Origin of the sequence: Rossellomorea sp. YZS02 (assembly GCF_033963925.1) — a bacterium.
Lineage (GTDB): Bacteria > Bacillota > Bacilli > Bacillales > Bacillaceae_B > Rossellomorea.
Genome location: NZ_JAXBLY010000016.1, coordinates 1 through 12,314, shown reverse-complemented (window position 1 = coordinate 12,314; position 12,314 = coordinate 1). Strand labels below are relative to the sequence as shown.

The 12,314-nt window shown below is 40.9% G+C and carries 14 protein-coding genes, 1 pseudogene and 1 riboswitch; of the genes and pseudogenes, 11 read left to right on the top strand and 4 right to left on the bottom strand.

The features are described from left to right. Positions 1-211 precede the first annotated feature (211 nt). Together SLH55_RS15695 and SLH55_RS15690 are read right to left on the bottom strand one after the other, a co-directional pair. Positions 212-676, bottom strand: coding sequence for a phage tail protein (locus SLH55_RS15695; RefSeq protein ID WP_320323918.1), 465 nt, complete (start codon positions 674-676; stop codon positions 212-214). A 21-nt stretch (positions 677-697) separates the two neighbouring features. Then, the gene (locus SLH55_RS15690) at positions 698-1,180 is read right to left on the bottom strand and encodes a GyrI-like domain-containing protein (protein ID WP_320323917.1); all 483 of its coding nucleotides are present in this window, start codon (positions 1,178-1,180) and stop codon (positions 698-700) included. Between the two features lie 101 nt (positions 1,181-1,281). Here SLH55_RS15690 and SLH55_RS15685 point away from each other — a divergent pair, with 101 nt between their 5' ends. The 4 genes and pseudogenes from SLH55_RS15685 to SLH55_RS23255 all read left to right on the top strand — a co-directional run bounded on the left by SLH55_RS15685 (position 1,282) and on the right by SLH55_RS23255 (position 3,945). Continuing rightward, on the top strand, positions 1,282-2,253 hold the full coding sequence (locus tag SLH55_RS15685; RefSeq protein WP_320323916.1) for a helix-turn-helix transcriptional regulator: 972 nt from the start codon (positions 1,282-1,284) through the stop codon (positions 2,251-2,253). A 118-nt stretch (positions 2,254-2,371) separates the two neighbouring features. After that, positions 2,372-2,899, top strand: a complete 528-nt coding sequence (locus tag SLH55_RS15680; protein WP_320323915.1) for an AAA family ATPase — start codon at positions 2,372-2,374, stop codon at positions 2,897-2,899. A gap of 67 nt (positions 2,900-2,966) precedes the next feature. Then, positions 2,967-3,049, top strand: a riboswitch (cyclic di-GMP riboswitch). A 59-nt stretch (positions 3,050-3,108) separates the two neighbouring features. Further along, a pseudogene (locus tag SLH55_RS23260) lies at positions 3,109-3,504 on the top strand (PAS domain-containing protein); the annotation flags it as partial. Between the two features lie 39 nt (positions 3,505-3,543). Then, a complete protein-coding gene (locus tag SLH55_RS23255) occupies positions 3,544-3,945 on the top strand; it encodes a methyl-accepting chemotaxis protein (RefSeq protein WP_413787102.1) in 402 nt (133 codons plus the stop codon). Between the two features lie 360 nt (positions 3,946-4,305). Here the strand turns inward: SLH55_RS23255 and SLH55_RS15670 are convergent, their stop codons facing one another. Then, positions 4,306-5,001, bottom strand: a complete 696-nt coding sequence (locus tag SLH55_RS15670) for a hypothetical protein (RefSeq protein ID WP_320323913.1) — start codon at positions 4,999-5,001, stop codon at positions 4,306-4,308. Positions 5,002-5,039: 38 nt separating this feature from the next. Next, positions 5,040-5,315, bottom strand: a complete 276-nt coding sequence (locus SLH55_RS15665; protein WP_320323912.1) for a hypothetical protein — start codon at positions 5,313-5,315, stop codon at positions 5,040-5,042. Between the two features lie 304 nt (positions 5,316-5,619). Between SLH55_RS15665 and SLH55_RS15660 the strand changes: the two genes are divergently transcribed. From SLH55_RS15660 to SLH55_RS15630, 7 genes are all read left to right on the top strand, one after another. Then, positions 5,620-6,537 carry a proline dehydrogenase family protein gene (locus SLH55_RS15660; RefSeq protein WP_219166561.1) on the top strand — a complete coding sequence of 306 codons (918 nt, stop codon included), beginning with the start codon at positions 5,620-5,622 and terminating at the stop codon, positions 6,535-6,537. Between the two features lie 39 nt (positions 6,538-6,576). Beyond that, positions 6,577-8,208, top strand: coding sequence for an L-glutamate gamma-semialdehyde dehydrogenase (pruA, locus tag SLH55_RS15655; RefSeq protein ID WP_219166562.1), 1,632 nt, complete (start codon positions 6,577-6,579; stop codon positions 8,206-8,208). Between the two features lie 106 nt (positions 8,209-8,314). Further along, positions 8,315-9,586 carry a PucR family transcriptional regulator gene (locus tag SLH55_RS15650; RefSeq protein WP_320323911.1) on the top strand — a complete coding sequence of 424 codons (1,272 nt, stop codon included), beginning with the start codon at positions 8,315-8,317 and terminating at the stop codon, positions 9,584-9,586. Between the two features lie 44 nt (positions 9,587-9,630). Beyond that, positions 9,631-10,041, top strand: coding sequence for a GNAT family N-acetyltransferase (locus tag SLH55_RS15645; RefSeq protein WP_320323910.1), 411 nt, complete (start codon positions 9,631-9,633; stop codon positions 10,039-10,041). A 41-nt stretch (positions 10,042-10,082) separates the two neighbouring features. Further along, complete coding sequence (locus tag SLH55_RS15640) at positions 10,083-10,628, top strand: GNAT family N-acetyltransferase (protein WP_320323909.1); 546 nt, start codon at positions 10,083-10,085, stop codon at positions 10,626-10,628. Positions 10,629-10,793: 165 nt separating this feature from the next. Continuing rightward, the gene (locus SLH55_RS15635) at positions 10,794-11,381 is read left to right on the top strand and encodes a YdcF family protein (RefSeq protein ID WP_320323908.1); all 588 of its coding nucleotides are present in this window, start codon (positions 10,794-10,796) and stop codon (positions 11,379-11,381) included. Positions 11,382-11,677: 296 nt separating this feature from the next. Beyond that, a complete protein-coding gene (locus SLH55_RS15630) occupies positions 11,678-12,181 on the top strand; it encodes an MgtC/SapB family protein (RefSeq protein WP_413787101.1) in 504 nt (167 codons plus the stop codon). Positions 12,182-12,314 lie beyond the last annotated feature (133 nt).

The following is a 12,314-nucleotide window of genomic DNA, read 5'->3' as shown; positions in this document are numbered from 1 at the left end:
AACCTCCGCTTGTGTACCCCGAAAACAAGTTCCATTTTGAATATAACCGGAAAATCTCCGCTTATTTTAGTTTTGCTGGTTCTTCGATAAAGGGTAAGTGAAAAGAGTACCATGAACCGCATCTTTGTATTCCTAATATCAAAATCAATAGTAGAATGGCAATGAACAAAGGGGACAGGTACTCTGGTCCCCTTTGTTACAATGATTGATTCTAATACTCTCCCTTAATCACAAAATAAGATCCCCGAATGGTGCCGGCCAGTTTAGACTTCTGCCTCGCAAATTTAAACTTTTCCTCCAGCTCCTTTGGTATCTCCATTCCTTCAGAAAGCTTAAACCCAACTGCCCTTTTCTTTGGATCATCAACGGTATACATAGCATTGACCGTAAGACCATCCTCATAAAAGACGTAAGTGAACTGTATGTTTTCCACTTGAAAGCGCGATGTTTCCAAGGCCTTGGCCGCAAATACAATTTCACGTTCTTCTTTTAATATTCTGTTCAAATAATCAAGAGTCTCCCGGCTTTCGCTGGCCGGTACAACGGTAAACGCATGTTTATATTTGTTCATAAAATAACGGGCTTCATGAGCACGTAAACCAGCTAGTGCTTCTGCTACAGGCGATGATTCTAAACCAATCGTAGACACATTTTTAAAATCTACCGTATAAGGCATGTTCATTTCTCCTTGCTTTCTTTATTTCTTCACAACAGGAATCCACATTTCTCCATATACCATTCCGTTTCGCTGCCCCATTTCAACCACTGTATTCGGCCCTCCGACATAGGCAAAGTCCTTTGCTTCCGAAAGAACACGTCCGAATGCAATGCCGGAAACCGTATGATCCAGTTCCTCTGCCGTATTTCCTTCTCCTTTTACAACCAAATAGGTTCCCTTGGGAAACTGAATGGCTTTGGCTTCTTCCGGTGCGGCCGATGCTTCGGCCATGACCCCGCCATGATGCATCATCTTTCCATTTATCGCTTCATTCACGGCGAAAATGTAGTCGTTGGAAGCGATGGATTGTAGCTTTTGCAGTATTCCATTTTCACTTATTTCTTTCCAAAAATCGGCCTTTTCCCTGTTCAAGCCTGTCATATCCGTGTAATGGCTCGTCAATTCGGTTCCCACACCCACAACGGTGAAGGAGTCTTTTTCTTCTAACTGATAATTTGACATCGTCAAAACCTGCCTTTTCATAAATTTGTTGTCTTCAACACTTGATATGTATATACTAACGTTAAATTGTGTCAAAAAGTGATACTGTTTAGGAGGTCCCCATGAAAAAAGTTGAACGGATTAACGTGATCATGCGTTACATTAATAATCGTGCCCACTTTACGATTTCTGAAATCATGCGTGAGTTTGACATTTCGCGGTCGACGGCGATGAGGGATATCAGGGAGATTGAGTCCATGGGGATGCCACTCGTTTCTGAAGTTGGCCGGGACGGTGGTTATTTTGTCATGCACAACTCTGTTCTGCCCGAGGTCCGTTTTACCGATAATGAGGTGAAAGCTCTATTTATTGCCTTTATGGCGACAAGAAATCTCCAGCTTCCCTATCTGAAGAGTCGCCAATCCCTGGCAGAGAAACTCCTCAGCCTCATTTCCGAACAACAACAAGATACCCTCGTTCTGTTAAATCAGATCCTGCTCTTTGAAGGGACCAATCCCTATAATCCTGATATTCTTGATCTTTCCGACCTCCCCCATCCCATGTTGGATAAACTGATTCAAACCTTCCTGTTGGATAGATATTTATTGATTACAATAGAAGAGAAGGTCAAAAAACCCCATCCTATTTATCTCCTGCAACTCTATCGGGAAAAGAGTCATTGGCATATTGAAGGGTTCAATTTGGATGATGAAAAGAAACAGATCTTTTCAGTCGACCACCTTACCGATGTAGAGCCGTATCCCAATCGAAAAAGGAAGAGTGAACAAGAGATCCTGGATAAACTGAAAAAGCAGGAAGAAGTCATCAACCTAGTCATTGAACTTGGTCCGAAAGCGATTGCTCAATTCAAAAAATATCATCCTAAAAACGTTTCCCTTTCTTATACGAATCCATACCACAGTACTGGGGTTCTAAAGACTTTTATTGATGTGACTAAACGCGAAGAAGTAAAGGAAACGGCCAATTGGATCATGTTCCTTGGTGAGGATATCAGTATAAGAGTAGTGCCGGAAGAAGTATTGGACGTTTTGAAGGGGAGAATGGGTTTATTCTTTAACAAACGTGATGAATGAAACGAAATAGTCATCGGTGGATGCCTCACCTTATTGGAATGGGGTTTGTCGGAAAATGTATTTCGGTTGGTAAATTGGAAAAACGATAAAGTAGATTGAGATTGGAGTTGAAATAATCATGATCATCATGATAAACGGGGCGTTCGGAGTCGGGAAGACCACTATCTCTGATGAACTCCTGAAAGTCGTTGAAAACAGCATGTTATTTGATCCTGAAGAAGTCGGGTACATGTTAAGGAATGTATTGCCCCAAGAAATAAAACAGCGTGAATCTCAAACAGGGGATTTTCAAGATTTACAACTATGGAAAGAGTTGACGGTTAAGATGGCAGGAGAGCTCATCTCCAGGTATCATGTGAACTTGATTGTCCCTATGACGATTAGGAAACTCGAATACTATGACTATATTTATAATGGATTCAAACGTTTAGATCCACACACTTACCACTTCTGTTTAACAGCAGACAAGGAGACGATCTATAAGAGGTTGCGAGAGCGTGGAGAAGAAGAAGGAAATTGGTGTTTTCAACAAACGGATAAGTGCTTGAAGGCTTATTCTGAAAACGATTTTGGGGAATATATAAGTACTGAGAATGTGACCGTTAAAGATATAGTTGAAAACATAAAGAGAAAGGTAAGTAGCTGATTATTAGCCGGACCCAAGTTGATCGCTCAATCTAAACATATCTTAGAAACTGCCGATATAGCAAATATATAAATTTAGATGCTATGAATGATTATCTGTATTTGGGCGCTTGGATAATCGGGGAGCAACTAGCGCAACCGGCTAATTGAACTTTATTGTTTAATTGGCTTTTTTTATTTTTAAAACGAAAAGCTATAAATGAAAGGGATATGTATATGAACCAATTAACTAGTAAGACTAGCACCCAAGTGTTAGATATAAAGGATGTTTTATTAGCTCTTGAAACAAATTTGGCGATGATTGAATTCTCTTTAGACAGAAAGGTTATTTGGGTAAATGATCACTTCGCTGATGCGATGAACTACAGTGTGAAGGAAATGCAAGGGATGGATCACAAACAGTTCTGCACGATAGAATATAGCCAAAGCAAGGAATATACTGAGTTATGGGACAATCTTCGGAGTGGGAAAAAGTCTCAAGAGAAAATTGAAAGAGTCGATAAACATGGAAATAAACTTTGGCTGGAAGCAACATATATTCCGATTTTAGATGGACATGGTTCTGTCCATGCCGTACTGAAGATTGCCACAGACATTACAAAAAGGGAAAATACCACGGTAGAGATCATTTCCCAATTAAAGAGCATGCCGAAAAATCTAGTTCAATCAGTTATGGCCAATTCCAATGAAAAAGTAGAAGCATTAGAGTCTTTAAGAGAGCAAATTAATCGAATTGATGAAACATCAAAATCGATAAAAAATATTTCTTCTCAAACCAACCTTCTTGCTTTAAATGCCGCGATTGAAGCAGCCAGAGCGGGTGAACACGGAAGGGGATTCAACGTAGTCGCCCAGGAAGTCAGAAAGCTTTCTGTGAATGCGGATGAAGCCATTAAAGAGGTTAATGCCAACATTGAGAATATTACAAATGAACTCCTGAAAGTTAATCGGATATCAGATGACTTACAAAGAATCGTTACAGAATCTAAAAATGAAATTGATCACACCATTAATAAGTTAGAAAACCTTACTACTAATAATGAGTAAGTGCAGGTAGAGGATTAAAATGGTTCTTGAAATGCAAACCGGGGACGGTCAAAAAGGAAAAGGTAGAGGCGTACCGTTCCCAGACCCAATAAAGCAGGACTGTCTTTTGCTTAATTGCGTCATTTACAGGGGTGATTGCGTCATTTTCCGGATAATTGCGTCGTTTTTTTATTTATTGCGTCATTTTCCGGATAATTGCGTCATTTGGTTAAATATGGTAACAAATCTTGCGCTACTTTCGGACAATCGAATGAGAAAGGAGAGCTGAATCCGCCACCCTCCGGCCCCTTATTGATTATTGAAAAAAATGCTCCCGACTGCGAAATCACGTTAAAAAAGAACAGGTGCTTCTTTGAACCTTTAATGATCATTCAGTTCACGGATCAATTCTTTATCTACTTCACCAATTTGCTCCATCTTTGATGTATTCTTACTCAATGCCTTATATGAAATAGGTTTCTTGCTGTCTAATGTGATTTCGTATTGACCGTTTAAATCAGTGTAAATGACTTGAAGAGATGTAATGTTGTAATGTTCCCCAATCCCTTCTATTATTTCATTAGTAAGTTTTGCAGGCATGTTAGAACTCTCCTCTGAATCAATCTTATCGCGGTTGATAATCCCTAAAAGATAGATTTTTTGATACATTGGGATATTCTTGGAATATTCTCCATCAGCTGAAACCGAGCTGAACAAGCATGCGTCGGGCAACTCAATAGTGTCTCCATATGAATGTTTCAACTTGCTGTAATCAATTTGGAACTCATTATTCTTCTCCTCCACCAGTTTCTCATCAATAATTAGATTATGTGAAAGATCATAGGAAAATTGGCTTTCCAATTGAGGAAGGTACACATCGTAGGTGGAATTTTTGAAGTTGAATTGTGGTTTGGGAATACCTTCTTTTAAGCTATATACTTGCTCCACATAATCTTTGATTTTTGCTTTTGCGATATACCTACCGAAAGGAATTCCGTTAAATAAAGAGTAGAGTGATAACAGAAGAAAAGAAAATATAAGACTCATGATTATTGTAATCATCCGTTTTTTATTCATTTAAGTCACTCCATACATAATAGGGTGTATAACCATACTTACATTGGACTCTGTTTATGAAAAGGTATATACAGAAGGACACCAACGAACACCAACATCATCATGGCTAGTGAAAACCCTATTATAGCCAATAATTTCTTCTCATTCTTTTTCTTAAAAGCTAAAACACTGAATAGCACCGTTAATGTGATACCGGTGTACTGTAAACCCATAAAATAGTTCGGAAAGAAATTCGTTAACAAAGGGTGAGAAATCAACAGTGTTCCTAACCCGATAGATGCATAGCTTAACCAAGAAAATCTTTTTTCTGTCAAGGTCATCCTCCTTGTTTTTACTTTATTGTAAATGAATCCTTATAGTGTAATTATACACTTTAGGGATTTATTTACAACAAATATATTAGAGAAAAATACAGAACCTTCATTACCAAGTATTCGTTATGTCACCTCTCCACGACCCCCTTTTGTGCTCCCACCATAACTCCACCCACAAATATTTGTGTCCCGAGCACGTTGTTTCCGAACCTCTTTTCCAGCTATAATTTTCTTAAGATTTACATTTCTTCGTTTAATCACTCCAGTCTTGAGGTAACAGTCACTATAAGGAGGTGTTGTAATCATGGAAGCAATCAGTAAACGTTTTTTCCTGTTTCTTTCGCACAATAAGGCATTGGATAAAATGGCTAAACGGTGGGGATCGAAATTTGGGGCTAACAATCTTGTGGGGGGAGAAACCTTTGCACAGGCGATTCCATTGATTACGCAATTGAACGAAGAGGGATTCCAGGTAACAGTCGATCATCTAGGTGAGTTCGTCGATTCCACAGAAGTGGTGCGGGAGAATGTCCAACGATGTATCGAGAGTATCAGTGCCATTGCCTATCATGGGTTGGAGACTGAGATCTCTGTGAAGCTGACTTCCCTGGGATTGGATATCAGTCAAGATCTTGTCATGGAAAGTATGGAGTTGATTCTGTCGAAGGCAAAAGAAAGCGGAATCACGGTCACTCTCGATATGGAGGATTCCTCGAGGTGCCATGCCATCCTTGACGTTTACAAGAAGCTCTGTCAAAAGTACGACAATGTGGGGACGGTGATCCAATCCTATCTTTATGTTTCAGAGAAGGATGTGGATGACCTCAATCAGTGTTCCCCTTATTTGAGGCTTGTGAAGGGTGCATATAATGAATCGGGTAAAGTGGCGTTCCAGGAGAAGAAGAAGGTGGATGAGAATCTGAAGCATCTCATCAAGAAACAGCTCTTGAACGGCCATTATACAGCGATCGCAAGCCATGATGAAGCGATCATCAATTACACCATCGGATTAGTGAAAGAACACAATATTCCGAATGACCGCTTCGAATTCCAAATGCTTTACGGCATGCGGAACCAACTGCAGTCCGAGTTACTGAAAAAAGGATATACCGTCCGCATTTACCTGCCATATGGCGAGGACTGGTTCGGGTATTTCATGCGACGTCTGGCGGAACGGCCGGCAAACATCGCATTCGCATTAAAAGGAATCTTCAGCAAGTAACATCCAGACAGAATGAAATCAGAAAGGAACGTGAAGAGAATGAGTAACGGAATTTACAACATCCCAAAACCTACAAATGAGCCTGGTAATACATATGCCCCAGGTACGAAAGAAAGAGAAACGTTAAAAGCTGAATTAGAGCGCCAAGCTGGTATTGAGGTTGAGATCCCGGTCATCATCAATGGCGAGAAAATTAAAACAGATACAGTGAAGCAAGTGGTCATGCCACATGATCACAAACATGTGTTGGCTACCTATTCACAAGCAGGTGAAAAAGAGCTTCGCGATGCAGTGGAAGCGGCAATGGATGCGAAAGAATCTTGGTCCAATATGCCATGGCAGCACAGAGCATCCATCTTCCTGAAAGCGGCTGATTTGATTTCTGGTCCATACCGTGACGTCATCAATGCAGCTACGATGTTAGGTCAATCCAAAACAGCTTATCAAACGGAAATCGATGCGGCGCAAGAATTAGCCGATTTCTTACGCTTTGGCGTGGATTATGCAAACCAAATCTATCAAATGCAGCCGGACAGCATGAAAAACATCTGGAATCGCCTGGAGTACCGTGCATTAGACGGTTTCGTACTGGCAATCTCTCCATTTAACTTCACAGCGATCGGTGGTAACCTGCCATCAGCTCCTGCGATCATGGGGAACGTAGTTGTGTGGAAACCAGCCACAACGGCTTTACTATCAAACTACTACTTCATGCGTATCCTGGAAGAAGCTGGACTGCCTAAAGGCGTTATCAACTTTGTTCCTTCACGCGGTTCACAAGTATCAGAAGTTGTATTAACGGATCCACGCATGTCAGGATTCCACTTCACTGGATCAACAAGCGTGTTCCAGACGATCTGGAAAACAGTAGGAGAAAACATCACAAACTACAAATCGTATCCTCGTTTAGTTGGGGAAACAGGCGGTAAAGACTTTGTCTTCGCTCACGAAACGGCTCAAGCAGACAAAGTAGTCGCTGCACTTGTTCGTGGTGCATTCGAATACCAAGGTCAAAAATGTTCAGCAGCTTCACGTGCCTACATCCCAGCAAGCATGTGGGAAGAAGTGAAAAATGGTGTCGTGGAAGAAACGGCTAAGCTTAAAGTTGGGGATGTTAGAGACTTCAGGAACTTCATGGGTGCGGTCATTGATAAACCTGCCTTTGATTCCATCACAAGCTACATCGACTATGCGGCTGATTCTGAAGAAGCTGAAATCATTGCCGGTGGTACGTATGATGATTCTGTTGGATACTTCGTACAACCGACTGTCATCGTCACAACGAATCCAAACTTCAAAACGATGACCGAAGAAATTTTCGGACCTGTCTTAACGATCTATGTATATGAAAACGATCAATTAGAAGAAACACTGACTTCAGTGGATACAGCTTCTATGTATGCCTTAACGGGTGCGATCTTCGCACAGGACCGTGAAGCGATCATGCACTTGGAACGCCGCCTATCCGGTGCAGCTGGTAACTTCTACATCAACGATAAACCAACAGGTGCCGTGATTAACCAACAACCATTCGGCGGTTCGCGCGGTTCAGGTACAAACGATAAAGCAGGCTCAATCTTCAACATGATTCGCTGGACCAGTCCTCGTATCATCAAAGAAAACTTTGCGCCAACAACAGATATTACCTATCCGTTTATGGATGAAGAATAAATCGAACATGAAAAGCTCTCCCGACACGGGGGAGCTTTTCATTTTTTATTGGGGGATTTAACGCTATAATAGGAATCACAAACATTCGTGGAAAGGTAAGATTCCTATGGAAGCACTTGATATCATCCTCCAAACAGAAGACATTCATAAAGCAACGGAATTGATCAGCTCAAAACTGGGCAATCCCGTCATCATAGAAAACAAAAATTTCGAACTGATTTCATACAGTTCCTCTTCAAATAAGTTCGATCAAACACAGCTAAAAACGATCCTTACGAAAAAATGTCCGGTCTTCATCATCGACCGACTGAAAAAAGAGGGCATCGTCCACCAACTCGAGAAACATACGGATCCGATCCGGGTGCAGGCGATGGAAGAGTTAGGATTCCACCAGCGTGTCGTCATTGCCGCCAAGTACCTGGGTAACACGATGGGATACATCTGGGTTCAGGAATCCAACCGTCTCTTGGAAAACGAAGAGCTCGCGTTCCTTGAAGAAATCTCAGCACATCTTGGAAATCTGATCAATGATATGTACGCAAAGGTCAATATCAAGAAGGATAGAAAAGAAGAAGTACTGTGGCATCTCCTGCAGCACGAGTACGGAAGTGAAAGTCAGCTCCGCCATGATGCATCCCTCGTCAAGCTGACCTTGCCGGAAAGGTTCACGGTAGCGGTTTATTCGATTGCATCGTCAGACTATAAGCCTATGCTCGACCAACTCGAGAAGCTCGTCCAGGAATCAAGCTTCAACTCAAAGATTTATTCACTGCGGACGGAATGCCAGGTGATCCTCGTTCTCTACGGCAAAGCAGACACACCGTCTTCTTCCCTGGAACTAGCGAGAGATCTCGTGGAAAAGGTGAAAGAACAAACAGGGGAAGAAGAATTCTACAACTTCCTGATCGGGATCGGGAAGGAATACACCACGTTATACCAAATGAGAAAAAGCTTCCTGGAAGCGTCTGAAGTCATTGAAACGGCTAACTTCATCAGCCCGCGTCCTGAATCCATGCCTCGGGAATTCGCTCATCTGGGTATTTACCGGTACTTGCCAACCCTTTATGAAAAAAACACATCCAAGGATTATTACAGCGATGATCTGCTCGTATTGATCAAGAATGATGTGAAAAAACAGACAGATCTCCTGAAAACACTTGAAGTGTACCTTGCGAATGATGGGAAGGGGAAACAGACCGCCAATGAGCTGTTCATCCATCCCAATACGTTGAATTACCGGATTAAGAAAATACAGGAACTGACTGCAATTGATTTTAATGATTTTAATATGAAGGTGTATTTGTATACGGAGTTGTTGTTGTTGAATAATGTGGAAGCGTATTATCAGAGGTATAAGGACGCGTTGAAGGGGATTTGATCCTCTTGATCCGGATAGAATTCTATACATAGGGGGCCAATATATTGGACTTTGAAAGGGTAGAGAGCCTCAATAGTAAACAAGTCGAAGAATTACACGTCATGTATGAAACGGAATGGTGGACGAAGGGACGGACACTTACTGACATTCAAATTATGCTTCAGAATTCAGACATTGTTATAGCATTGGTTGGGCCACAACATAAAGAATTAATTGCTTTTGCACGAGTACTCACCGACTACGTTTATAAAGCCATTATTTTTGATGTCATAGTCCATGCATCTTACCGTGGAAAACATATTGGTGAAGTAGTGATGAATGAGATCATACAGCACCCCTCATTAAAGAAAATAAATCATTTCGAACTTTACTGCAGACCAGAGATGATACCGTTCTATCAAAAATGGGGCTTCACAAATAATCTGGGTGAGCTTCATTTTATGAGACGCTCTTGATTATGGAATAGTCTTTCATCCGTTAAATGGGGGGTGTCAAAATGAATAGTACAGAGGAAATCATTATTTCTCCATTAAAGGAGGAATTAATAGCGGATATCAATCAAACAAATGATTATTTTACTGTGTTTGGTAAGGTTGTACCGAGTTTTCAGTCGGGAACATGGTCTTTTGAAGAGAAACTATTCGATGATCCCAAAGAAATTCGATTCCCGGATGATCAACTTGAATGGAGCCAGTATATAAATAATGAAAATAAAGCTCTATTTTTAGCTTATAAAAATAATCAATGCATCGGGCAAATTAGAATTGTGAAGGATTGGAATCGCTTCTGTTATATTGAAAATATCGCTGCAAAAAAAGAAGTTAGAGGACATGGAATCGGAAGCTTGCTCTTAAAGAAAGCGGAAGAGTGGGCACAAGAAAGAAATCTGATCGGAATGTCTCTGGAGGCTCAAGATGATAATCTTGGAGCGTGCAGGTTTTATGTGAAACAAGGATTTATACTAGGTGGAGTTGACACAATGAAGCAGTCCTATAATCCGCATATAGACACCACTTTGTATTGGTATAAGGTGTTCAAGTAACGGGGAGCTTGTCCGGAATAAGGATAAGCTTCTTTTTTTCGTTAAAGTTTTTCTTGAGTAAGCTGCTCGGTTTTGAAATAATTGGATATAAACGTAGGCAGAGGTGAGATCAGTGATACATCAGATGGCCGATTGATAGAGAGAATGTCAGAGGAGATAAGTTAAATGATAAGCTTGTATATTTTATGCTTAGTTTTTCTGTGTCTTATGGTGGGGGTAATATTTATTCGTAAACATTTTAACAAAGCGGGTTATAATCACGGGCAAAAAAGGGATGCTATGATTGTACTTGGTTATCCCGCAAAAAAGGATGGAAGAATGACTCCGATTTTACGAGAACGAATTAATAAGGCAATAGACCTCTATCACACTGGAATTGCTGAAGTAGTTATTTGTTCGGGTGCATCTGTTGCAAATGACCATGTTGAGGCAGAAATCATGGCAAGAGCCTTAGTGGAATCAGGCGTGGATGGTAGCCAAATCATACGAGAAACAAAAGCGAAAGGCACTTATGAAAATTTGGTAAAATCGCGAGAAATCATGCGAGAGAGAGGGCTGAAAAAAGCAGTTATAGTCACCTCACCCTGGCATTTGCGAAAAGCTAGTTCATATGCGTTTCGGCTAGGAATTGACCATACCTTGGAAAAGTCTAAAGTCCCAAAAGAATTCGTCATAGGTTTAGGAATCATCTACGTTTACATATACATACAGATGTTCATCATGTATTTGCGTTTTTATAAGGGAAGACAGTGAAACTTACTCCATTTAGAAGTGGAGAAATGTCTCTGTTTTTTATGTGAAAACTATTTCTTTAAATAAGATTCTGTTACAAAGTATGAATGGATTTTTATTTTCTGAATTTTTATACATTGATATAAAAAGGGAATTCGTATATAATGGAGTAACAAAATATTTGTAAAGCTTGGTAGGAAGAGATCACCTATGAAGCGACATGCATGATTTTTTCCCCTGGTAGAGGAGAAAGGATGCATTCGTTTTGTGGCGAGGTCTCTTTTTCATTTAAGGAGGATGGAGTCATGGCGCACTACATGGATATATTAACAGATTTCTTCTGGCAGCATGATATTTATTTCCGGATCGTGGTGAGTGCGATATTAGGCTTCATCATCGGATGGGACCGGTCATCAAAGAATAAGCCAGCCGGTTTAAAAACGTATACGTACGTGTCGGTAGCCTGTACCTTGATCACCATCGTCTCGATTGAAGGTGCCGAAATGCTCAGTCAACCGGACAGTGGGAAAATGATGGACCCCTTCCGACTCGCAGCCCAGATTGTATCAGGGCTCGGTTTCTTAGGTGCTGGGGTGATCTTGAAGGACGGCCTTCGCGTGAAAGGACTGACTTCCGCAGCGATGATTTTCTACGTGGGTGGAGTGGGAATCGGGGTTGGAGCCGGTTTTTACGGCATTGTGATTTTTGCGACTCTGATCACGTTCCTTATGACGAGGATTGGAAACTTCTTTGAAGGACGGGAAATTACGACCGTGCGTTTGCCGAGTATTGGAAAGAAAAAAGAGGATGAGAAGGAATAAAAGAAAGCTCAGATAAAGCAAGTGAGAGTTCCGTTTTCTGGTGCTCTTTAATCTTTAAATAAATGAATGAAGAGGCTGGGACAAAACCCTCCTCTGAAATGAAAAAGCCGGTGAAATTTTACAAAAAGTAAAA

Excerpts from the sequence above, each read along its gene's own strand:
- SLH55_RS15680 (WP_320323915.1), top strand. The coding sequence starts at position 2,372 with ATGATCATCATGATAAACGGGGCGTTCGGAGTCGGGAAGACCACTATC.
- SLH55_RS15650 (WP_320323911.1), top strand. The coding sequence starts at position 8,315 with ATGGAAGCACTTGATATCATCCTCCAAACAGAAGACATTCATAAAGCA.
- SLH55_RS15660 (WP_219166561.1), top strand. The coding sequence starts at position 5,620 with ATGGAAGCAATCAGTAAACGTTTTTTCCTGTTTCTTTCGCACAATAAG.
- SLH55_RS15640 (WP_320323909.1), top strand. The coding sequence starts at position 10,083 with ATGAATAGTACAGAGGAAATCATTATTTCTCCATTAAAGGAGGAATTA.
- SLH55_RS15635 (WP_320323908.1), top strand. The coding sequence starts at position 10,794 with ATGATAAGCTTGTATATTTTATGCTTAGTTTTTCTGTGTCTTATGGTG.
- SLH55_RS15695 (WP_320323918.1), bottom strand. The coding sequence starts at position 676 with ATGCCTTATACGGTAGATTTTAAAAATGTGTCTACGATTGGTTTAGAA.
- SLH55_RS15685 (WP_320323916.1), top strand. The coding sequence starts at position 1,282 with ATGAAAAAAGTTGAACGGATTAACGTGATCATGCGTTACATTAATAAT.
- SLH55_RS23255 (WP_413787102.1), top strand. The coding sequence starts at position 3,544 with ATGCCGAAAAATCTAGTTCAATCAGTTATGGCCAATTCCAATGAAAAA.
- SLH55_RS15670 (WP_320323913.1), bottom strand. The coding sequence starts at position 5,001 with ATGAATAAAAAACGGATGATTACAATAATCATGAGTCTTATATTTTCT.
- pruA (WP_219166562.1), top strand. The coding sequence starts at position 6,577 with ATGAGTAACGGAATTTACAACATCCCAAAACCTACAAATGAGCCTGGT.
- SLH55_RS15630 (WP_413787101.1), top strand. The coding sequence starts at position 11,678 with ATGGATATATTAACAGATTTCTTCTGGCAGCATGATATTTATTTCCGG.
- SLH55_RS15690 (WP_320323917.1), bottom strand. The coding sequence starts at position 1,180 with ATGTCAAATTATCAGTTAGAAGAAAAAGACTCCTTCACCGTTGTGGGT.